Source organism: Bacillus sp. UNC322MFChir4.1 (assembly GCF_000746135.1).
Taxonomy (GTDB): Bacteria; Bacillota; Bacilli; order Bacillales; family Bacillaceae_G; genus Bacillus_A.
This window is the reverse complement of record NZ_KN050809.1, coordinates 84,598-107,325: the sequence shown is the minus strand read 5'-3', so window position 1 is coordinate 107,325 and position 22,728 is coordinate 84,598. Positions and strand designations below refer to the sequence as shown.

Genomic DNA, 22,728 nt, shown 5'->3' with positions numbered 1-22,728 from the left:
ATGTTTTGATATGAGAGAAATATTCTGGAATGCAAATCCCTTCTTGCACAAAGAAGGGTTTTTTACATAATAACAGAAGCAAATAGAAAGGATGAAAGTATATGCCTAAACCAGTAGTGGCAATAGTAGGACGCCCGAATGTAGGGAAATCTACTATTTTCAATAGAATTGTTGGAGAAAGAGTGTCAATTGTTGAGGATATTCCTGGTGTAACAAGAGATCGTATTTATAGTGCAGGAGAATGGTTAAATCATGATTTTAACATTATTGATACGGGTGGAATTGATATTGGAGACGAGCCATTCCTGACACAAATTCGTCAACAAGCAGAAGTTGCGATTGATGAGGCTGATGTTATCATTTTTATGACAAACGGTCGCGACGGTGTAACAGCTGCTGATGAAGAAGTTGCAAAGATTTTATATCGTTCTAAAAAGCCAGTTGTATTAGCTGTGAATAAAGTAGATAATCCAGAGATGCGCAGCGAAATTTACGATTTTTATGCGTTAGGCTTTGGGGAACCTTTTCCTATATCTGGAACACACGGTTTAGGTTTAGGGGACTTATTAGATGAAGTAGCAAACCATTTTCCGCAAATTGAAGAAGAGCCATACGATGATGAAACAATTAAATTCTGTTTAATTGGTCGTCCGAATGTTGGGAAATCATCAATGGTGAATGCATTGCTTGGTCAAGAACGCGTAATTGTTAGTAATGTAGCGGGTACTACACGTGATGCAGTTGATACGCCATATAGTAAAGATGGACAAGACTACGTTATTATTGATACAGCAGGAATGCGTAAAAAAGGAAAAGTATATGAGAGTACAGAAAAGTATAGCGTACTTCGTGCACTTCGAGCAATTGAACGCTCTGATGTTGTTTTAGTTGTTTTAGATGGTGAAGAAGGAATCATTGAACAAGATAAAAAAATCGCTGGATATGCCCATGATTCAGGGCGTGCGGTTATTATTGTTGTGAATAAATGGGATGCGGTTGAGAAAGATGAGAAAACGATGAAGGAATTCGAAGAGAATATTCGTGCTCATTTCCAATTTTTGGATTACGCACCAATCGTATTCTTATCTGCAAAAACGAGAAAACGTACACACACACTGATTCCTGTTATTAATGAGGTAAATGCAAGTCATAGTATTCGTGTACAAACAAATGTATTAAACGATGTAATTATGGATGCTGTTGCAATGAATCCAACACCAACGCATAATGGACAACGTTTGAAAATTTTCTATGCAACACAAGTCGCGGTGAAACCACCGACATTTGTTGTGTTCGTAAACGATCCAGAATTACTGCACTTCTCTTATGAGCGTTTCTTGAAAAATCGTCTGCGCGATTCGTTTGGTTTCGTAGGAACACCGATTAAAGTTATTGCAAGAGCACGAGACTAATGGAGAGGGTGTGATTTTATGAAAAAAATCACAGTAGTAGGAGCAGGTAGCTGGGGAACGGCGTTAGCGATGGTATTAGCTGACAACGGCCATGATGTACGTCTTTGGGGTAACCGAGCAGAACTTATGGATGAAATAAATGAAAAACATGAGAATAGTCGTTATCTTCCGGGAATTACACTGCCAACCGGTATCGTTGCTTACTCTTCCTTAGAAGAGGCATTAGTAGGAGTAGATACAGTACTTCTCGTTGTACCTACAAAAGCATATCGAGAAGTATTGCAAAATATGAAAAAAATTGTTTCGCAGCCAATTACATGGATTCATGCGAGTAAAGGAATTGAACCAGGAACTTCAAAACGTATTTCGGAAGTGATAGAAGAAGAAATTCCGGCGCATCTCATTCGAGATGTCGTTGTCTTATCAGGGCCGAGTCATGCAGAAGAAGTTGGTTTGCGCCAAGCTACAACAGTTACATCAGCTGCAAAGCGTATGGAAGCAGCTGAAGAGGTTCAAGACTTATTTATGAATAGCTATTTCCGTGTATATACAAACCCAGATATTATTGGAGTTGAACTTGGAGGAGCATTAAAAAATATTATTGCTCTTGCGGCGGGTATTACTGATGGAATTGGTTTAGGAGATAATGCAAAGGCGGCACTTATGACGCGAGGATTAACAGAAATTGCTCGTTTAGGACGTAAAATGGGTGGGAACCCATTGACGTTTGCTGGCCTAACAGGTATGGGTGACCTCATTGTTACGTGTACAAGCGTTCATAGTCGAAATTGGCGAGCTGGTAACATGCTCGGTAAAGGCTGCTCGTTACAAGAAGTATTAGATAATATGGGAATGGTTGTAGAAGGCGTGCGGACAACGAAAGCGGCATATGAGATGGCGAAGAAAATGGAAGTAGAAATGCCGATTACAACTGTTTTATATGACGTGTTATTTAATGAAAAAGATGTAAAAGATGCTGTTGGAATGTTGATGGGACGTGTGCGTAAACACGAAGTAGAAGCGATTCCAGACTTGCTGTAAAAAAAGCTGTACAAATGTAAAAAACATTTGTACAGCTTTTTCTTTTGGGTCTTTTCACCATTTTTTATTTTTTGCATACGATGAAGTGTAAATTACATGAGAGGGTGAACAAAGTGGATAACAATTTATTTAATAATATTGAAAAGGAATCGAAAGTAAATAAAGAGGATATTTTTAAATTAGCCTCTTCGGTTCAAAATTCAAATTTACGAGATGAGAAAGTGTTGCGTCAGTTAATTCACCAAGTTGCAATAATGGCGGGAAGAGAAGTATCAAAAGAAAAAGAAGATCAAATTATAAATGCGATTATTAATAATAATATGCCAGCTGATTTTAGTTCATTGAGTAAGATGTTTAAAAAATAAAGGATAAGAAACCGTTGTTATATACATTGCATACAATACTATGAAGGAATGAATATGAGCTGTTTGTGGGAGTATTTGGTCAACCGAAGCGAAGGAGTCTCGTTTGCTTCGGTTTTTTATTCGTTTTCATATATGTGAATGTATGTGTCGCTCAGCTTTTTGAGGTGAAGTATCGTCTTATTGTTAAGTATATATCCATTTTCATTATTCGACATCTTTGTCTAGCTCTGCAGAATACAACACGACCGTTATTTATTGTTTCAACTATGTTATGTGGTAGGAGAAGGCCCTGACCGTTTCAATGCGCGGCTGGATGCTCTCGTCCCTCCTAAAAGGAAAACGGGTTTTTAACTTATAAAAACGAAATATTTATATTTGTTTAAAAGTTATAATTTGTTAAAATAATAGAAAAATAGAAAAGAGAAGGGGGGGTATATATGTCTGTTGGACTTATAAAGATGTGGTTTGCTTTAGGGGCAATGGCTCTCATGTTTATTTCTGTTGTTTTTATTTTGTTAAGTCGTCATAAAATAAAGAACACATTTCTGAAAGGATTTACAGCTTTGTTTGCGTATGCGTGTATGGCTGTATCAGGGTTTATTATTTTTCTTGTCGTATTTAGCGGGCCAATTGAACAATAGAAATTAAAGGACGGATTTCTAATGAAGAAAATACTACTAATTTTCATATTATGTTGTACAAGTATATTATCTGGATGCCTATATCCGAAAGAAAAAGTGCAACAACATGCCGTACCATATGAAGACCAACTACAAGCGGTACAAACAGCAGTTAATACATATAGAGAACAGAATGGACATATATTGCCTATTAAAACACGTGACATGAATACACCAATATACCAAAAATATCCAATTGATTTTCAAAAGATTACACCTAGACTTATGCAAGAACCTCCTGGAAATGCTTATGAAAGCGGCGGTATGTATCAGTATGTATTAGTTGATGTAGAAACAAATCCAACTGTGAAATTAATTGATGTTCGAACAGCAGAGCGAGTTCAAGAGTTAAAGCTAAAACTACAAATCTATCGTGATGAGCATCAATATCCGCCATTTAAAAAAGTAATAACAGACGGTGTGTATGAGCTTGATTATAATAAAATGGGGTATAAAGAAATTCCTCAAGTGGAAAGCCCTTATTCAGGTAAAAACTTACCTTTTGTTGTGGATGAAAAAGGTGAAGTATATATTGATTATCGTATTGATTTATATGACATGTTACAAAAGTATGGTGATGAAGTGAAAGAAGGAGAAGATATTCGTCAGTTGCTTGTGAAACATGCCCCATTTGTACCAGCATATTCTTTGCCGTATACAGTGAAGGATAAAGAACCAATTTTTTTTAAGTGATAAGTCATGAACCTTTCTTTTAGCGAATAAGTTCTAGAAGAAGGGTTTTTTACTTCTTGAAATTTTTGCATCGCTAATAAAGGTTTTTTTAAATAGTGATATGAAATTGGGACAAAATCATATGTTGTATTGTCCAAACTACAAGAATAATCATGATTTAATCCCAAAAATTTTGAGGGAGGGAATCACTTGGAAAAGGTTGATATTTTTAAAGATATTGCTGAGCGCACAGGCGGTGATATTTATCTCGGGGTTGTAGGGGCTGTCCGAACAGGGAAATCTACTTTTATTAAGAAATTTATGGAGCTAGTTGTCATTCCGAACATTGAAAATGATTCGGATCGTCAGCGCGCACAAGACGAACTGCCGCAAAGCGCAGCGGGGCGTACAATTATGACGACAGAACCGAAATTTGTTCCAAACCAGGCGGTTTCTATCCATGTTGATGAAGGGCTTGATGTAAATATTCGCTTAGTAGATTGTGTGGGCTATACTGTCCCAGGGGCGAAAGGGTATGAAGATGAAAATGGCCCCCGCATGATCAATACACCGTGGTATGAAGAACCGATCCCGTTTCATGAAGCCGCGGAAATTGGAACGCGCAAAGTAATTCAAGAGCATTCTACAATTGGGGTTGTTATTACAACCGATGGAACAATTGGAGAAATCCCGCGCCGTGATTATATTGAAGCAGAGGGACGGGTTGTAAATGAATTAAAAGAAGTAGGAAAACCATTTATTATGATTATTAATACAGTACAACCGTATCATCCTGATACAGAACAACTTCGTCAAAGTTTAGTAGAAGAATATGATATTCCAGTGTTGGCGATGAGTGTAGAAGGACTAAGAGAAGGTGATGTATATAACGTATTACGTGAGGCGTTATATGAATTCCCAGTTCTTGAAGTGAATGTTAATCTTCCGAGCTGGGTAATGGTGTTACATGATAACCATTGGCTTCGTCAAAGCTATCAAGAGGCTGTCCAAGAAACAGTGAAAGATATTAAACGTCTTCGTGATGTTGATCGCGTTGTATGGCAATTTAGTCAATATGAATTCATAGACCGGGCAAGTTTGGCAGGAATTGATATGGGGCAAGGTGTTGCTGAGATTGATTTATATGCACCGGATGAATTATACGATCAAATTTTAAAAGAAGTGGTTGGTGTTGAAATTCGAGGACGAGATCATTTGTTAAAATTAATGCTCGACTTCGCTCATGCAAAAACAGAATATGACCAAGTTGCGGATGCACTAAAAATGGTAAAACAAACAGGGTACGGTGTTGCAGCGCCAGCTCTAGCAGATATGAGTTTGGATGAACCGGAAATTATTCGTCATGGATCACGCTTTGGTGTGAAATTGAAAGCTGTCGCCCCGTCAATTCATATGATTAAAGTTGATGTAGAATCAACTTTTGAACCGATTATTGGAACGGAAAAACAAAGTGAAGAGCTTGTTCGCTATTTAATGCAAGATTTTGAAGATGATCCACTTTCTATATGGAATTCTGATATTTTTGGGCGGTCACTTAGCTCGATCGTTCGCGAAGGAATTCAGGCGAAATTATCATTAATGCCAGAAAATGCTCGGTATAAACTAAAAGAAACGTTAGAACGAATCATAAATGAAGGATCAGGTGGCTTAATAGCAATTATTTTATAATCGAAAGACTCCTTATTTTGGGGGTCTTTTTTAATTTTTCATAGAAAAACAAAATGCCATTATCTAATACTTTATAGTTGATTGTCAAGCTTTATCAGTTTTTCGTAATTTCATGGCAACATTTTCTCTAAAAATATTGAATTATAAAGGAGAATCGTATAATATAGGCCTTGATAATGATTTATCTACATCATTGTAGTATAGAATTTGTAAAAATTGCCTACAAATGAAGGTAAGACTCATTTTATGATCATTATACAGTCGTATCTTTGGGAGGAGGTGAATGGCATGAACAAAACAGATTTAATCAATGCTGTTGCAGAAGCAAGTTCCCTTTCTAAAAAGGACGCAACAAAAGCAGTTGACGCTGTTTTTGATTCCATCTTAGAAGCTTTAAAGCAAGGTGATAAAGTACAACTTATCGGATTTGGTAACTTCGAAGTTCGTGAACGTGCGGCTCGTAAAGGACGTAACCCACAAACTGGTGAGGAAATTGAGATCGCGGCAAGCAAAGTACCTGCATTCAAACCTGGTAAAGCGCTAAAAGATGCGGTTAAATAATCCTTACATATTACGGGGAAGAAGAGTTTCCTTATTGGAAACTCTTCTTTTTGCTTTTAAAAACATATATATGCTAGAATGTGTTCGTAGCATTTTTAGGTTTTATTGGGGAGGGTTAGTGGATGGCAAATGTAAACTTAGAGCAAATCGAACATGCGGTACGCCTTATTTTAGAAGCAATTGGGGATGATCCAAAACGTGAGGGTGTATTAGATACACCAAAACGTGTTGCGAAGATGTATGCAGAAGTATTTTCTGGTATGCATGAAGACCCAAAAGAACATTTACATAAAGTGTTTGGTGAGGATCATGAAGAACTTGTATTGGTAAAGGACATTCCGTTCTTTTCTATGTGTGAGCATCACCTTGTTCCGTTTTATGGCGTTGCTCATGTTGCATATATTCCACGTGGTGGAAAAGTAACTGGGTTAAGTAAATTGGCCCGTACGGTAGATACAGTAGCGCGCAGGCCGCAACTACAAGAACGAATTACATCAACAGTAGCCGATTCTATTATGGAAGTGTTAGAGCCGCATGGTGTGATGGTTGTTGTAGAAGCGGAGCATATGTGTATGACGATGCGCGGTGTGAAAAAACCTGGTGCAAAAACTGTAACAACTGCAGTGCGTGGTACTCTTGAAGCAGACGCAGCAGCACGTGCGGAAATTTTATCTTTTATTAAGACGAATTAGTAGGAAAGCAGGAAACTGCTTTTCTTTTTTTATCTAGAATGAATGTGTTATAATAGGTTTTATGAATTAGAAAACAAGGGTGATTTGAGTGGGTGAAATGTACAGAGGGTTTGCGGATATAAAGGAGCAGCTATATAAAAAACTACGCCATCCTTATTTTATAAAATATATTGAAGAACCAGTTGTTGATGAAAAAAAAATAGCGTTCTTATATTCCGTTTTAAAAAGTGCAAACTTACATAAAGAACAAATTGAACATTACGCAGTAACGATTATGCTTGTACAAATTGCTTTGGATACGCATGAGAAAGTATCAAATAAAGAAGAGACCGATGAATTTCATAAGCGACGCCAATTAACGGTATTAGCGGGTGATTATTACAGTGGGTTATATTATTATTTACTTTCAATGAATCATGATATCACATTGATTCGCGCCCTAGCAGACGGAATTAAAGAGATCAATGAACAAAAAATTATGCTATATCAGCAAACGTATGAAACGATTGAAGAAATGTTAAAAAGTGTCGGAATGATTGAATCGGCTCTCTTACAGAAAACATGTGACCATTTTCAGGTGCCGCATGTAAAGTCTGCAATTATGAATATGTTAGCAATAGATCGCTTGCAAACCGAGTATCAAATATACATGAAGAAAGAATCGTCACCCGTATTTGCTGCAATTCAAAAGATTTTATCTTATGATGGTGAAATGAAGGTAGAAAATGTATATAACGAATTGATAAGAAAAATGCGAAGTCAGGTCAATACTTTGATGCAAAATAATACTGGAATTGAAACATTTCTTTCGACATTGAAAGAGGCTACTTGAACATTTTGAATTTACAGTTGGAAGAAGGGTATAGCATGCAACAATCAAAAGAAGAAAGAGTACATGACGTATTTGAGAAGATATATGATAAATATGATGTAATGAATTCAGTTATAAGCTTTCAAAAACATAAAGCATGGCGCAAAGAAACAATGCGAATTATGGACGTTCAACCGGGCAGTGTAGCGCTTGATGTATGTTGTGGAACGGCTGACTGGACGATTGCGCTTGCTGATGCAGTCGGTCCAAACGGGAAGGCATATGGATTAGACTTTAGTAAAAATATGCTTTCTGTTGGAAAAGAGAAAGTGGCTGCTTTACAATTAAATCAAGTAGAGTTACTTCACGGCAATGCAATGGAACTGCCGTTTGAAGATAACATGTTTGATTATGTTACAATTGGCTTTGGGCTCCGGAATGTACCGGATTATATGCAGGTATTAAAGGAAATGACGCGTGTTGTAAAGCCGGGTGGAAAGGTTATTTGTTTAGAAACATCTCAGCCGACAATGATTGGAATCCGCCAAGGCTACTTGATATATTTTAAATATATCATGCCGTTGTTTGGAAAGTTATTTGCAAAAAGTTACAAAGAATATTCTTGGTTACAAGAATCTGCAAGTACATTTCCAGGGATGAAAGAATTGGCTCGTATGTTTAAAGAAGCTGGATTAGAAAAAGTACAAGTAAAGCCGTTTACTTTTGGAGTAGCAGCAATGCATTTAGGATATAAACCGAAGTAAATGAGGAAATGTATTCTTTGTTGATGGAAAGCTTTCTGCAATCGGGAACATCTCAGAAGTTATCTCCTACCTCCCTTTTTTATTTTCTGATAACTGTAAGGTAGGAGTCTTGTTATTCATTAGAGCGGGATAAAATAGAAAAGAAGTTTTAGGTTAAGGTGAACGATATGAAGTTACAACTTATGTATTCTTTTTTACGATCGGATATTGATAAAATTGAGAAAGAACTAAAAATAGTTGTTGCTTCTGAGCAACAATTGCTAGAAGAAGCGGCGTTGCAACTAATTGAGGCCGGTGGAAAACGAATCCGACCTGTTTTCGTTCTGCTTGCAGGGAAATTTGGCGATTATAAGCTTGATGTGATTAAACATGTTGCGGTTGCATTAGAGCTTATTCATATGGCTTCTCTTGTACATGATGATGTAATTGATGCCGCTCTGTTAAGAAGGGGAAGTGCGACTGTAAATGCCAATTGGGGTGATCGCATTGCAATGTATACAGGTGACTATTTATTTGCCAAATCTTTGGAATGCATTACAAATTTAGAAAATCCAGAAGTTCATAAAGCGTTATCAAATACAATTCTTGAAGTTTGTAAAGGTGAAATTGAGCAAATTAAAGATAAATATGATTTTGGACAAAATTTACGGACATATTTACGCCGTATAAAGCGAAAAACGGCATTGTTAATTGCAGCTAGCTGTCAATTAGGTGCAATTGCATCTGGGGCCAGTCGAGATACAGTAAATCGATTATTTTGGTATGGGTACTTTGTTGGTATGTCATATCAAATAATTGACGATATTTTAGATTTTGTATCAACCGAAGAAAAGCTTGGAAAACCGGCGGGTGGAGATTTATTGCAAGGTAATATTACACTTCCTGTTTTATATGCAATGGAAGATCCGGCACTTCGTGAGAGAATTGTTCAAGTTAATGAAAATACGTCTTCGGATGAAATGAAGGGTATTATTGAAGCAGTTAAAAATAGTGATGCAATTGATCGAGCTTTTGCATTTAGCGAAAGATATTTACATAAGGCATTAGAAGTGATTAAGCCGTTGCCTCGTGGACAGGCAAAAATGGCGTTGCAAAATGTTGCGAAATATATTGGGAAGCGTAAATTTTAAATGTTTTTTGAGAAAAATAATAATCTCTCCATTTTAAAACTATTGCACAATTCTGATAAGGGTGATACTATGTGTTTGGGGATATACAATTATATACATAATGAGAAGTGGAGAGATTTATTATGGAAAAAACGTTCTTAATGGTAAAACCTGATGGTGTACAGCGTGCAATCATTGGAGAGATTGTTTCTAGATTTGAAAGAAAGGGCTTTCAATTAGTTGGCGCTAAGCTTATGCAAATCACACCAGAGATTGCTGGAGAGCACTATGCTGAACATAAAGAAAGACCATTCTTTGGTGAGTTAGTAGATTTCATTACATCTGGACCTGTTTTTGCAATGGTATGGCAAGGTGAAGGTGTTGTTGAAACAGCTCGTAATATGATGGGAAAAACAAAGCCAAGCGAAGCTGCACTTGGTACAATTCGTGGCGACTTTGGATTAACAGTTGGCAAAAATATTATTCACGGTTCAGATTCTCTTGAAAGTGCAGAACGTGAAATTGGTATTTTCTTCAAAAAGGAAGAGCTAGTTGAGTATTCTAGAGTAATGAATCAGTGGATTTACTAATTATTTCGAAATAATTTGTAACCGCTTTAAAAAGTAGATATAATGAAAAATGCGCAAGAAAGGATGGTAACATTCCTTCTTGCGCATTTTTTTGTTTTAAAATATATAAATTCATTTTGCTGTTTCGACATCTTTGTCTAGTTCTGCCTCCTAGGCCCTCATGTCTAAGACCTTCCACACGAGAAGGTAAAAAATACCTTCCGTGCGAAAGAACCTTAGCCAATGGGCCAAAACAGTCGGCTCCGCTTTTCTTAAGAAGTTAGGCGGGAGATAAACTGCCCGTAAAAGCCCGATTGGTGAGGGCTGATAATCAGTGGGGGATGAAGAAAACCCCCACTGATTAAAGTTTTACTTTATGTCCAGCTCCTGCGGCTAGAATGGTCGGTGGCTTCGCGCCTTCCTCCGAGGCATAATACGCCTCTCTGTTAGGAGCTCCATCCCCCTCCCATTCTGATCAAGCCGCCTCCGCTTTTCTTTATAGGTCACTGTTATGCATAGCAAAAAGAAACTTGTTTTCTCCTTCTGTTTTACACAATGCATGTGGCAGGAATAGGATTTGACCGCTTCTATACGCGGCCAGATGCTCTTGCCCTCCTGAAAAAGGGGGATTTTATGTCGTGCTTTCAATTTGTACTTATATACTTACGAAACAATAAAGGTTATGATATAGTGTTACATAAATACTGAAGTAAAGGGGAGTAACCGATGAGATATATTACAGCTGGTGAATCTCACGGACCGCAACTAACGACAATATTAGAGGGGATTCCGGCAGGTTTATCTTTAGTAGCAGATGATATTAATACAGAGTTAGAAAGAAGACAAAAAGGCTACGGTCGTGGACGCCGCATGCAAATTGAAAAAGATCAAGTTCAAATTTTAAGCGGTGTTCGTCATGGATATACAATTGGTGCACCAATTACACTAGTTGTCGAAAATCGTGATTTTACACATTGGACAAAAGTTATGGGGGCAGAGCCGTTAACAGATGAAGAATCTAAGGAAGTAAAACGGCAAATTACAAGACCTCGCCCAGGACATGCAGATTTAAACGGAGCAATTAAATATGGCCATCGTGATATGCGAAATGTATTAGAGCGTTCTTCTGCTAGGGAAACGACGGTTCGTGTTGCTGCTGGGGCTGTTGCAAAGCGTATTTTAGAAGAATTGGGGATAAAAGTAGCGGGACATGTTATTGAAATTGGGGGAGTAAAAGCAGAAAAGCAATCGTATACCTCTATTGAAGAGCTACAAACGATTACAGAGGCCTCTCCTGTTCGTTGTTTAGACGAAGAAGCAGGAAAGAAAATGATGCAGGCAATTGATGATGCGAAAACAAACGGAGATTCTATCGGAGGAATCGTTGAAGTTGTTGTTGAAGGGATGCCGACTGGTGTTGGAAGTTATGTGCATTACGATCGTAAATTGGATGCAAAACTTGCAGCGGCGATCATGAGTATTAATGCATTCAAAGGTGTGGAGATTGGAATTGGCTTTGAAGCAGCTCATAAGCCTGGAAGCCTTGTTCATGACGAGATTTTATGGGACGAGGACAATGGATATACAAGACGTACAAATAACGCTGGTGGATTAGAAGGCGGTATGACGACTGGGATGCCAGTTATTGTTCGCGGGGTTATGAAACCAATTCCAACTTTATATAAACCACTGCAAAGTATAGATATTGATACGAAAGAAGTGTTTCAAGCAAGTATTGAACGGTCTGATAGCTGTGCAGTGCCAGCAGCGAGTGTTGTAGCAGAAGCTGTTGTAGCTTGGGAACTTGCAGCAGCTGTCATTGAACAATTTGGAACGGATCGCATCGATTTAATTCGTGAAAATATAAAGAAACATAACGAATATGCGAGGGAGTTTTAATGGAGACAATACAAATTCAAACTAGTTCTAAACAATACAATGTGTATGTCGGAAATGATGCGCTATTACAACTATCAACGCTTATAGAAAATATGAAACCAGCTGTTTCAAATATTTTGCTGATTTCTGATGAAACGGTAGCATCATTTCATTTAGACGAAGTGATCAATACTTTGCAGGTAAAACAAGACGTATTTTCGTTCGTGGTTCCAAGTGGCGAGAAAGAAAAATCGTTTGAAAATTATTATGCTGCCCAAACGTTTGCACTTGAGAAAGGTTTAGATCGTCATTCGCTTATTCTGGCGCTTGGCGGCGGAATGATTGGGGATTTAGCAGGATTTGTTGCAGCAACGTTTATGAGAGGGATTCGATTTGTCCAAATACCGACAACTTTACTTGCGCATGATAGTGCAGTTGGAGGGAAAGTGGCAATTAATCATCCGCTTGGAAAAAATATGATTGGCGCATTTCATCAGCCAGAAGCGGTGATTTATCATACTCCGTTTTTAAATTCGCTTTCAGAAAAAGAATGGCGCTCTGGTTTTGCGGAGGCAATTAAACATTCACTTATTGGGGATGTAGAATTATATCATTGGCTTCGTAAAGAAGTGAAACAGCTGACTGAATTACGAGATGATAAGTTAATTTATACACTACAACGTGCGATTCCAGTAAAAGCAAAAATTGTTGCAGAAGATGAAACTGAAAAAGGTATTCGTGCTCACTTAAACTTTGGGCACACACTTGGACATGCGCTTGAAAAAGAGATGGGGTATGGCAACATAACACATGGTGATGGCGTTGCAATTGGCATGTTATTTGCTATCTTTTTAAGTGAACAAATCTATGAAAAAGACCTTCAATATAAAGAAATCAAACGTTGGTTTACGGCATATGGCTATCCAAGTATGCCGAATACACTTGATGTGAATCGTCTTATTCAAGTAATGAAGCAAGATAAAAAAGCGAACGGTGGAACAATTCGTATGGTTGTTATGCAGGAGATTGGGGTAGTAGATGTCGTATCTATTTCAGATGAAACCGTCAAAGCGGCTTTAGAAGCATTTCAAAGAGAGGGGGAATCTATTTGATCCGCGCGATTCGCGGCGCAACTACAGTCAATTGTAATGAAACAGAACAAATATTGACTGCAACGGAGCGTTTAGTGAAAGAAATGGCAAGCGATAATAGCGTTTTTCCTGTTGATATTGTATCTGTACTCATTTCAACAACAGCAGATGTAAATGCATGTTTCCCAGCGGCAGCACTAAGACGTATGGAAGGCTGGTCATATGTACCGGTTATGTGCATGCAAGAAATAGAAGTACCAGATGCTCTTGAGAAATGTATTCGCGTTATGATGACGGTTATGACAAATAAACAGCAGCATGAAATTCAACATGTCTATTTGGAGAAAGCGGTACAACTAAGGCCCGATTTACAAAAATGACAGGAGGAATTCGAATGAAAGTAAAAGAGCAGTTATTGTCGCTCAAAGCGTATGTGCCAGGAAGAAATATTGAGGAAGTAAAGAGACAATATGGACTATCTAAAATTGTGAAACTAGCGTCAAATGAAAATCCATTTGGATGCTCAAAACGAGTAGATGAAGTGTTGGCATCGTTAGCTGGGCAATATGCGCTCTATCCGGACGGCGGGGCGTATGCTCTTCGTGAAACATTAGCAGCGCATCTTCGTGTGAAAGGAGAACAAATTTTATTTGGCAGCGGTTTAGATGAAGTCATTCAAATGATTAGCCGTGCTCTTTTACAAGAAGGAACAAATGTTGTCATGGCAAAGCCGACATTTTCGCAATATCGTCATCATGCCGTTATTGAAAAAGCGGAAGTGCGCGAAGTACCTTTAAAAGATGGTACACATGATTTAGAGGCAATGCTTGCAAAAATTGATGAGCATACACGAATTGTATGGGTTTGTAACCCGAATAATCCGACTGGAACATATGTAGCAGAAACACAATTACTTTCATTCTTAGAGGCAGTTCCGAAAAAAACACTTGTTATTATGGATGAAGCGTACTATGAATATGCTGTGGCGAATGATTATCCGCAAACATTACCACTTCTAGAGAAGTATGAAAATCTTATGGTATTGCGCACATTTTCAAAAGCATATGGATTAGCGTCATTCCGCATTGGTTATGCAGTGGGAAATGAAAAGTTAATGCGTTCATTAGAAATCGCTAGATTACCATTTAATACGTCATCAATTGCACAAGTAGTTGCGCAAGCAGCTGTTGAAGACCAAGCGTTTTTACAAGAGTGTGTAAAAGTGAATAATGAAGGATTGCAGCAATATTACGACTTTTGTGAGAAGTATCAGGTGTTCTATTATCCATCGCAAGCGAATTTTATCTTTTTAGGTCTTGGACTTCCAGGTGATGAGGTCTTTGAAGGATTATTGCAAAAAGGATACATCGTTCGTTCTGGTGGTCCACTTGGCCTACCAAATGGTATCCGTATTACGGTTGGAACGAAAGAAGAGAATGCTGAAATTATTGCAGTGCTTACTGAGCTTATGGAAAAAAATGTGAGAAAAGAAGAAACATATTCATAAGAAAAGAAACGGCTCCATGAATTGGAGTCGTTTCTTTCATCTTATTTGCGAAAAGAAGAAAAAAAGAAGTACAATAAAGAGAGAATACATAGGTGAATAGTAACGAGGTGATAGAGGTGAAACGATTAACAAAGATTAAGAATGGATTAAACGGGACGATTTTTATTCCTGGAGATAAATCCATTTCTCATCGTGCTGTCATGTTTGGTGCGATTGCAGAAGGAGTAACGAAGATTACAAATTTTCTTCAAGGTGAAGATTGCTTAAATACGATTGCTTGTTTTCAAAAGTTAGGCATTACGATTGAGCAAAATGGTACCGATGTCACTGTATATGGAAAAGGATTGCAAGGATTAACAGAACCAACGGAAGTACTAGATGTTGGGAATTCAGGGACGACAATTCGGTTAATGCTTGGTATACTCGCAAATGTACCATTCCATTGTACAATTATTGGAGATGCTTCAATTGGAAAACGCCCGATGAAACGTGTTGTAGAACCCCTTCGTCAAATGGGTGCGAAAATTGATGGAAGAGAAGATGGACAGTATACTCCCCTGTCGATTCGGGGAGGGAATATAAAAGGTATCCATTATTCTTCACCTGTAGCAAGCGCACAGGTGAAATCAGCTGTACTCCTAGCAGGATTACAAGGGGAAAGCGTGACAACTGTGACAGAACCATTACAATCTCGTGATCATACAGAGCGTATGCTACGTGCATTTGGTTGCGGTGTTACGGTTGACGGATTAACTGCATCATTACAGGGGGGACAAAAGCTCTCTAGCACGAATATTGAGGTGCCAGGAGATATCTCTTCAGCGGCCTTTTTCTTAGCAGCAGGTGCAATTGTATCAAATAGTAAAATTGTACTGAAAAATGTAGGATTAAATCCAACAAGAACTGGAATTCTTGATGTACTATCCCAAATGGGTGCCAATTTATCCATAGATAATATAAGAAATGAAGAATTTGAACCGTGCGGTGATATTACAGTTGAAGCTTCACAGCTAAGAGGGATAGAGATTGGTGGTGCGCTCATCCCAAGACTCATTGATGAAATTCCCATTATAGCATTGTTAGCAACGCAAGCTGAAGGGATAACTGTAATTAAGGATGCAGAAGAATTAAAAGTAAAAGAAACGAATCGTATTGATACAGTTGTGAATGAATTAAAAAAATTGGGTGCAAATATTGAAGCGACAGAAGATGGTATGATTGTGCGTGGTAAAGTGCAATTACATGGAAATGTGGTAAATAGTTATGGAGATCATCGCATTGGTATGATGTTAGGAATTGCAGCGTGCATAGCAGATGGAGAAGTTATCATTGAAAATAGTGATGCTGTAGCTGTGTCGTATCCAAATTTCTTTCAACAGTTACACATGTTGCAAAGCTAGAAGAATCTTTTCCTCATCATGATGGTTGATTACATAGAAACAGTTGTTTATTATGAAGTTTACATAAGTATTTATACAGAAGGAGCGAGTTATGCAAAAGTTTGAAAAAGCTGTTTCATATATTGAAAACGGAGAAGTAGAGAAAGGGTTACAACTATTAGCAGAACAAGTAAAACAAAGTACGGATGAAGAAAAGTACGATATTGCTCGTTATTACTATACGCTAGGGTTTATAGATCAAGCGCTAGAAATAGCTGAAGACCTACGTTTGCTATATCCAGAAGAAAGTGAATTCACGCTATTTTTAGCAGAGTTATATATTGATTTAGATAAAGAAGATGAAGCCATTGAAGTACTTCACGATATTCCTGAGGATGATGAATTATATGTGCAATCTCTACTGCTTGCATCTGATTTATATCAAATGCAAGGTTTTGACGAAGTAGCAGAACAAAAACTATTAAAAGCGAAAGCAATGATGCCAGACGAGCCAGTGGTTGCTTTTGGACTAGGGGAATTATATAGCAGTAAAGGTGAAGATAGTAAGGCGATTTCATATTATGAATCATTACTTCCAGAACATAAAGTAATGGGCGGTGTTATTGTTGCACTTCGCTTGGCTGAAAATTTAAGTGCACTTGGGCAATGGGCTGAAGCGATTTCTTATTATGAGGAAGGTTTAGAAGAGCAGAAGGACATTCATTCCTTATTTGGATTTGCGTTTACGCTTTATCAAGGAGAACAGTATCAAAGAGCAATCAGTGTATGGGAAGAATTAAAAGAGTTAGATCCAGAGTATGCTTCTTTATATATGTATTTGGCAAAATGCTATGAAAAAGAAGGGATGCTTCAGGAGAGTTATGAAACGCTTCAAGAAGGAATAAAAATTGATGAATTATCGGTACCGTTTTATGTAGAGTTTGCTAACATTGCAGCGAAACTAGGGAGAAGAAATGAAGCGGAAGATGCGCTTAAAAAAGCGTTAGAGCTCGATCCTTCACATTTAGGGGCTATATTAAAATATTCATACATCTTAAAGGAAGAAGAAAGATACGAAGAGATTATAACTGTTGTAGAAAAAGCCATTGATAACGGAGAAATGGACACACAATTACTTTGGGATATTGCTTATGCGAAAAAACAATTAGAATTGTATTCAGATGCATTAAAACATTACCAAAGTGCATATACTTCTTTTAAGAATCATCCAGACTTCTTAGAGGAGTACGGCTACTTCTTGTTAGAAGAGGGATTGCGAAAAGAGGCGAAAGAAGTATTTATATGCTTATTACAACTAGATCCAACGCAAACACATATCGAAGAATTATTATATAATTTAGAAGATTTTTCTTAAGTCAGAAGGAAACTTAATGCTACTTCTTGAATGTAAATAAGTAAATAAAGAAGGGCAGAGGAGGGATTAAGTGCGATGAATACCCCTGTTTCTGTGAACGAAAAGAAAGATTTCGTAAAATGGTTTTTAAATAATTATCAACTGAAACAGCGAGAATGTGTTTGGATTTTAAATTATTTAATGAGTCACGATCAATTAATGGATAAGGTGCATTTTGTAGAGCATGCGAAATATTGTCCGCGTGGGCTAGTGATGTCAGCAAATTGTGTGAAAGATTTACCGTTTCATTTTTATAAACAAAATGTAATGACGACTGATGCAGAAAAATCCTTTCATGATATTCGCCTAAACAGAGATGAAGATATTTATATTCAACTTAACTTTAAGTCATCTTTCCAAAATACGAACTATGTTGCGGTGTTAGAAGAAAACCCATATTTACCGAAGAATATCGAAATAAATGAAAAAGATCGTTTATTAGCAGAGCGATTTTTAGAGGAAAGCGTATATTCATTTCGGAAAGAACGACTTTTGAAATTAATTGATGAAGCACTTGATACTCAAGATGAAGAAGCATTTCGCAAGTTAACAGACGAGTTAAAACGCTTATAAATTTCTTTATGAAAAATCAATTTTGACAATTTTTAGACTATTCCAAAGAAAAACCGTCTTTTATAGATGGTTTTTCTTTTTTTACCTTTATCTGTATGGTTTAATAGAAATAAAGTGAATTTTTTGTAATCAGTTGAATTACATTGTTAGAGGAGAAATAAAGGGAAAAGGAGGGTATTACGTTGAAATGGGCTGTAGCAGATGTAGAACAATATGAAAAATCGAGAGAATATATTGATACAGGAATTATACCGCTTCTTTCAGTTTCGTTTGAAAAGGGAATGAAGACAGCTGCTGTAGAAGGAGAATTTATTTCTACTTTAACTAGAGAGCTAGAGAGAGAGTATAAAGGTAGAGTATTCTTATTACCACCATTTACGTATGTAGAAGGAGCGTATGTAAGTGAGCGCCAACGTCTATGTGAATGGACGAACTATTTAAAAGAGAAAGACTTGAAGCATATTGCGCTAATTACAAGTGATTTTTCTTGGAAAGAAATGGAGCACGATTTATCAGAACAATTATTTTGTTTACCAGCACTACCATTAAACCAGCTTAGTGATCAAGCAAAAAGAGAAATAGTTCATGCACAAATAAAAAATATTATGGAAATATTGACTGAAAAATGGGAAAATAAATAATTAATAGAAGGTTTTGATTATTTGAATTAGTATAATATTGACCAATGTAGTAGGGTATTATATCATGATAGTGTCCTAGTTTTTATCTTTTATTTCAATTTTTCACGGGGGACAATTTCTGATAGAGGGGGGAAATTTTCGTGAGTGAGAGAGAACACAGGGTGTCAAGAAGGCAGTTTTTGAACTACACTCTTACAGGTGTAGGAGGATTTATGGCGGCAGGGATTTTAATGCCAATGACGCGTTTTGCGCTTGACCCAGTTCTAAGGAAAGAAGCAGGGGGAGAGATGGTTCCAGTCGCGCAGGTGAAAGATATTACGACTGAACCGAAACGCTTCGATTTTAAGGTGAAACAAGTTGACGGTTGGTATAAATCAGAAGAACCAAAGTCAGCTTGGGTACACAAAGATGAAAGCGGAGACATTGTGGCATTTTCTCCAATTTGTAAGCATTTAGGATGTACAGTAAACTGGAATTCGGACAAGTCACATCCAAATCAATTTTATTGCCCGTGTCACGGGGGGCGTTATTCGAAAGATGGAAAGAACATAAAGGGAACACCTCCGCTTGCGCCGCTTGATGTGTATGAGTCAAAGGTGAAAGATGGAACGCTTTATTTAGGGAAAGCGAAGCCACAAGGGGGGGCAAAGTAGATGTTAAATAAAATTTATGATTGGGTAGATGAACGGCTTGATATTACGCCTTTGTGGCGCGATATTGCAGACCATGAAGTGCCGGAACATGTGAACCCAGCGCATCACTTTTCTGCCTTTGTTTACTGCTTTGGTGGTCTTACATTTTTTGTAACTGTTATTCAAATTTTATCAGGAATGTTTTTGACAATGTATTATGTACCAGATATAAAAAATGCGTGGGAATCTGTCTATTACTTACAAAATGAAGTGGCATATGGACAAATTGTTCGCGGTATGCATCACTGGGGAGCTAGTCTCGTTATCGTGATGATGTTTTTACATACACTTCGAGTTTTCTTTCAAGGTGCTTATAAAAAGCCTCGTGAATTAAACTGGATTGTTGGAGTTCTTATTTTCTTTGTTATGTTAGGATTAGGTTTTACAGGATATTTATTACCATGGGATATGAAGGCATTATTCGCAACTAAAGTAGGGATTCAAATTGCAGAACAAACACCACTTATTGGACCTTATGTAAAAACGTTGCTTGCCGGCCACTCCGAAATTGTCGGTGCTCAAACATTAACTCGCTTCTTTGCTATTCACGTATTCTTCTTGCCAGCTGCACTTCTCGGATTAATGGCAGTTCACTTCCTTATGATTCGCAAACAAGGTATTTCTGGTCCGCTATAAGATGATATTAGATTTAAAGGGAGAATATAATTAAAGGAGGGAGACTATGCATCGCGGCAAAGGAATGAAGTTTGTCGGAGACTCGCGAGTACCTGCTGTTAGAAAACCGAATATTCCAAAAGATTACTCGGAGTATCCAGGGAAAACGGAAGCATTTTGGCCAAACTTTTTATTAAAAGAGTGGATGGTTGGTGCAGTCTTTTTAATTGGCTATCTTTGTTTGACGGTGGCGCATCCATCGCCATTGGAAAGAATTGCAGATCCTACAGATACAGGTTATATACCACTTCCAGACTGGTATTTCTTATTTCTATACCAATTGTTAAAATATTCTTACGCATCTGGTCCGTATACGGTCATTGGTGCATTTATTATGCCGGGTATCGCATTTGGCGCATTATTACTTGCTCCATTTCTTGATCGGGGGCCAGAACGCAGACCATTTAAGCGTCCAGTTGCAACAGGATTTATGCTTTTAGCATTGGCATCTATCGTTTTCCTAACGTGGGAATCTGTTGCTACGCATGACTGGGCAGCTGCAAAAAAACAAGGTGCGATTGTAAAAACGGTACAAGTTGATAAAAATGATGACGGTTATAAACTTATGCAAAAAAATACATGTTTAACTTGTCACGGTGAAAACTTACAAGGGGGAGCAGCAGCTCCAGCATTGCAAAATTTGACATTAAAGCCAGAAGAAATTGCAAAAATTGCAAAAGATGGAAAAGGCGCAATGCCAAAAGGGGTTTTTAAAGGAACAGATGAAGAGTTGAAAAAAATGTCGGAATTTATTGGAAAATATAACAAAAAATAAAGTGAAACTTCCATCAGTGGAGGTCTTAATGTCCGCGAATAGCGGGATAAATAAGAGCTGACTACAATTTTGTAGTCAGTTTTTCTATTTTAGGAAGAGAATTTGCTATAATAAAGTAAGACTCTTATTAGTGGGGGTTATTCCTCGTCAATAGCAGTAGGGTTGTAACCAAATGCATTCATGCTACAGTTTATGCATCACAGTGATGTTCATTTTGGAAAGTTGAGGTAGTTCTATTTTGGCATATATTTATTTGTTATTAAGACAACGTTCTTTTCTATGGATTTTGCTCATTATTAATATATTAGGAACAATTTATGGGTATATTTGGTATAAAAATCAACTAATAGAAACGCCGGCTATTTTTTGGCCGTTTGTTCCAGATAGTCCAACAGCAAGTTTGTTTTTTGTGTTTGTATTAATTGCGTTTATACAAAAGAAAAATTGGGGACTAATGGAAGCTTTAGCGGTGGTAACATTAATCAAATATGGAATTTGGGCTGTTGTAGTAAATGTATTAACTCTTATTGTAACTGGATATATTGGGATAGGAGGATATATACTCATTGTTTTTCATATGGCAATGGCTGTACAAGGACTTTTATACGCACCATTTTATCGAATAAAATATTGGCATTTTATCATTACAGTTATTTGGACATTACATAATGATGTTATCGATTATGTATGGGGACAAATGCCGAAATATAGTGTTATGTATATGTATGACCGCCAAATTGGCTATTTTACATTTTGGCTTAGTATCGTTGTATTGGCTACTACATATTATTTTTGTCTAAGAGAAAAAAGATTAACGCTTTCTTTGTAAAGTGAAACTTCCATCAGTGGGGCGGGTTATCCCCACTGATGGAAAGTTCTCACCAATCGGGCTTTTACGGGCAGTTATCCCCAAAACTATCTTAATAGCGGGATAAATAAAAAATAGGGAATGGAGCAGAGGAATGAATTCACACAGCGTATATTCGAAAATTTGGAACGGAGTCTTATTATGTGTTGTTCCTTTTTGTATTGCTTTTAGTATTTTCTCAATTGCAGTTATGTGTGTTGTATATGGGAAAGGAATTTATTACGTAGAGATTGATATGTTAAATATACCGCAAATGGCAAGTATGACAAAAGAAGCAATTATTCAAAATTATGATGCGCTTATTACTTATCTTTCTCCTTTTTATCATAAACCATTACATTTCCCAACTTTAGAAATGTCTGAGAAGGGAAGGATTCATTTTGTTGATGTGAAAAATATTCTTGTTGCCATTCAATATGCTATGTACATAGGTATTTGTATATCTTTTATCGGAGGAGTTTATCTTATACGAAAACAAAAGGAAAAGGTTTTGCTCCATGCAGCGATTTTTACAATTATTTTTCCGATCGCACTCATACTCCCAATCGCAATCAATTTTGAAAAGAGTTTTGTATTTTTTCATGAACTTCTTTTTCAAAACGATTATTGGTTGTTTGATCCAGATACTGATCCGATTATTCGTATGTTACCAGAACAATTCTTTATGCATGCAGCCTGTATCATTTTGTTACTGATTTTGCTTGGAAGTGCTTGTTGTTATTTTCTATATCGTTTTTTTATAAAAAAGAGAGGATTACATATAGAAAATTGTAATGCCTCATCAGAAAATTAACCTCTTACTTTCATTGTAATAGGTTCAAGGTCTATTCTTGTCCACTTGTTCATATATTGAACTAGAAGCTATAGGGG

General features: G+C 37.2%; 25 protein-coding genes. All 25 read left to right on the top strand.

What is annotated here, in order from left to right; translation table 11 throughout:
* Nucleotides 1-101: 101 nt before the first annotated feature.
* The 25 genes from der (at nt 102) to lit (ending at nt 22,651) form a co-directional block, all read left to right on the top strand.
* Nucleotides 102-1,412: a ribosome biogenesis GTPase Der gene (der, locus tag BR72_RS17790; RefSeq protein ID WP_035435092.1), complete on the top strand. Its 1,311-nt coding sequence runs from the start codon at nt 102-104 to the stop codon at nt 1,410-1,412.
* 18 nt (nt 1,413-1,430) lie between these two features.
* Entirely contained in the window at nt 1,431-2,453 is a 1,023-nt protein-coding gene (locus BR72_RS17785) for an NAD(P)H-dependent glycerol-3-phosphate dehydrogenase (RefSeq protein WP_035435089.1), read from the top strand.
* A 113-nt stretch (nt 2,454-2,566) separates the two neighbouring features.
* A complete protein-coding gene (locus BR72_RS17780; protein ID WP_035435087.1) occupies nt 2,567-2,818 on the top strand; it encodes a stage VI sporulation protein F in 252 nt (83 codons plus the stop codon).
* A 437-nt stretch (nt 2,819-3,255) separates the two neighbouring features.
* Entirely contained in the window at nt 3,256-3,459 is a 204-nt protein-coding gene (locus BR72_RS17775) for a DUF2768 domain-containing protein (RefSeq protein WP_035435085.1), read from the top strand.
* Between the two features lie 21 nt (nt 3,460-3,480).
* The gene (locus BR72_RS17770; protein WP_035435083.1) at nt 3,481-4,191 is read left to right on the top strand and encodes a hypothetical protein; all 711 of its coding nucleotides are present in this window, start codon (nt 3,481-3,483) and stop codon (nt 4,189-4,191) included.
* 189 nt (nt 4,192-4,380) lie between these two features.
* Nucleotides 4,381-5,859: a stage IV sporulation protein A gene (spoIVA, locus tag BR72_RS17765; protein WP_035435081.1), complete on the top strand. Its 1,479-nt coding sequence runs from the start codon at nt 4,381-4,383 to the stop codon at nt 5,857-5,859.
* 288 nt (nt 5,860-6,147) lie between these two features.
* Nucleotides 6,148-6,420, top strand: coding sequence for an HU family DNA-binding protein (locus tag BR72_RS17760; protein ID WP_001043860.1), 273 nt, complete (start codon nt 6,148-6,150; stop codon nt 6,418-6,420).
* A gap of 122 nt (nt 6,421-6,542) precedes the next feature.
* On the top strand, nt 6,543-7,112 hold the full coding sequence (folE, locus tag BR72_RS17755; RefSeq protein ID WP_035435079.1) for a GTP cyclohydrolase I FolE: 570 nt from the start codon (nt 6,543-6,545) through the stop codon (nt 7,110-7,112).
* A gap of 88 nt (nt 7,113-7,200) precedes the next feature.
* The gene (locus tag BR72_RS17750; RefSeq protein WP_035435077.1) at nt 7,201-7,944 is read left to right on the top strand and encodes a heptaprenyl diphosphate synthase component 1; all 744 of its coding nucleotides are present in this window, start codon (nt 7,201-7,203) and stop codon (nt 7,942-7,944) included.
* 35 nt (nt 7,945-7,979) lie between these two features.
* Nucleotides 7,980-8,687, top strand: a complete 708-nt coding sequence (locus BR72_RS17745) for a demethylmenaquinone methyltransferase (RefSeq protein ID WP_035435633.1) — start codon at nt 7,980-7,982, stop codon at nt 8,685-8,687.
* Nucleotides 8,688-8,854: 167 nt separating this feature from the next.
* Nucleotides 8,855-9,817, top strand: coding sequence for a heptaprenyl diphosphate synthase component II (hepT, locus tag BR72_RS17740; RefSeq protein WP_035435074.1), 963 nt, complete (start codon nt 8,855-8,857; stop codon nt 9,815-9,817).
* Between the two features lie 122 nt (nt 9,818-9,939).
* Nucleotides 9,940-10,386: a nucleoside-diphosphate kinase gene (gene ndk / locus BR72_RS17735; protein ID WP_035435072.1), complete on the top strand. Its 447-nt coding sequence runs from the start codon at nt 9,940-9,942 to the stop codon at nt 10,384-10,386.
* A 705-nt stretch (nt 10,387-11,091) separates the two neighbouring features.
* The gene (aroC, locus tag BR72_RS17730; protein WP_035435070.1) at nt 11,092-12,264 is read left to right on the top strand and encodes a chorismate synthase; all 1,173 of its coding nucleotides are present in this window, start codon (nt 11,092-11,094) and stop codon (nt 12,262-12,264) included.
* Entirely contained in the window at nt 12,264-13,355 is a 1,092-nt protein-coding gene (gene aroB / locus BR72_RS17725; RefSeq protein WP_035435068.1) for a 3-dehydroquinate synthase, read from the top strand. Before aroC ends, aroB begins: the two co-directional genes overlap by 1 nt.
* Nucleotides 13,352-13,714: a chorismate mutase gene (aroH, locus tag BR72_RS17720; RefSeq protein WP_035435065.1), complete on the top strand. Its 363-nt coding sequence runs from the start codon at nt 13,352-13,354 to the stop codon at nt 13,712-13,714. The genes aroB and aroH overlap by 4 nt, the downstream gene beginning before the upstream one ends.
* 14 nt (nt 13,715-13,728) lie before the next feature.
* Nucleotides 13,729-14,841 carry a histidinol-phosphate transaminase gene (hisC, locus tag BR72_RS17715; protein ID WP_035435063.1) on the top strand — a complete coding sequence of 371 codons (1,113 nt, stop codon included), beginning with the start codon at nt 13,729-13,731 and terminating at the stop codon, nt 14,839-14,841.
* A 110-nt stretch (nt 14,842-14,951) separates the two neighbouring features.
* Complete coding sequence (aroA, locus tag BR72_RS17710) at nt 14,952-16,241, top strand: 3-phosphoshikimate 1-carboxyvinyltransferase (protein ID WP_035435632.1); 1,290 nt, start codon at nt 14,952-14,954, stop codon at nt 16,239-16,241.
* Nucleotides 16,242-16,332: 91 nt separating this feature from the next.
* The gene (locus tag BR72_RS17705; RefSeq protein WP_035435060.1) at nt 16,333-17,595 is read left to right on the top strand and encodes a tetratricopeptide repeat protein; all 1,263 of its coding nucleotides are present in this window, start codon (nt 16,333-16,335) and stop codon (nt 17,593-17,595) included.
* Nucleotides 17,596-17,670: 75 nt separating this feature from the next.
* Complete coding sequence (locus BR72_RS17700; protein ID WP_035435058.1) at nt 17,671-18,207, top strand: ReoY family proteolytic degradation factor; 537 nt, start codon at nt 17,671-17,673, stop codon at nt 18,205-18,207.
* A 182-nt stretch (nt 18,208-18,389) separates the two neighbouring features.
* Nucleotides 18,390-18,848 carry a YpiF family protein gene (locus tag BR72_RS17695; RefSeq protein WP_035435056.1) on the top strand — a complete coding sequence of 153 codons (459 nt, stop codon included), beginning with the start codon at nt 18,390-18,392 and terminating at the stop codon, nt 18,846-18,848.
* 140 nt (nt 18,849-18,988) lie between these two features.
* Complete coding sequence (gene qcrA / locus BR72_RS17690; protein ID WP_035435052.1) at nt 18,989-19,501, top strand: menaquinol-cytochrome c reductase iron-sulfur subunit; 513 nt, start codon at nt 18,989-18,991, stop codon at nt 19,499-19,501.
* On the top strand, nt 19,502-20,176 hold the full coding sequence (gene qcrB / locus BR72_RS17685) for a menaquinol-cytochrome c reductase cytochrome b subunit (protein ID WP_035435049.1): 675 nt from the start codon (nt 19,502-19,504) through the stop codon (nt 20,174-20,176).
* Between the two features lie 46 nt (nt 20,177-20,222).
* Nucleotides 20,223-20,990, top strand: a complete 768-nt coding sequence (locus tag BR72_RS17680; protein WP_035435047.1) for a menaquinol-cytochrome c reductase cytochrome b/c subunit — start codon at nt 20,223-20,225, stop codon at nt 20,988-20,990.
* A 238-nt stretch (nt 20,991-21,228) separates the two neighbouring features.
* Nucleotides 21,229-21,819 carry a lipoprotein heptaprenylglyceryl N-acetyltransferase LhaT gene (locus BR72_RS17675; protein ID WP_035435044.1) on the top strand — a complete coding sequence of 197 codons (591 nt, stop codon included), beginning with the start codon at nt 21,229-21,231 and terminating at the stop codon, nt 21,817-21,819.
* Between the two features lie 133 nt (nt 21,820-21,952).
* Nucleotides 21,953-22,651, top strand: coding sequence for a lipoprotein intramolecular transacylase Lit (gene lit / locus BR72_RS17670; RefSeq protein WP_035435043.1), 699 nt, complete (start codon nt 21,953-21,955; stop codon nt 22,649-22,651).
* The last annotated feature ends 77 nt before the right edge of the window (nt 22,652-22,728 follow it).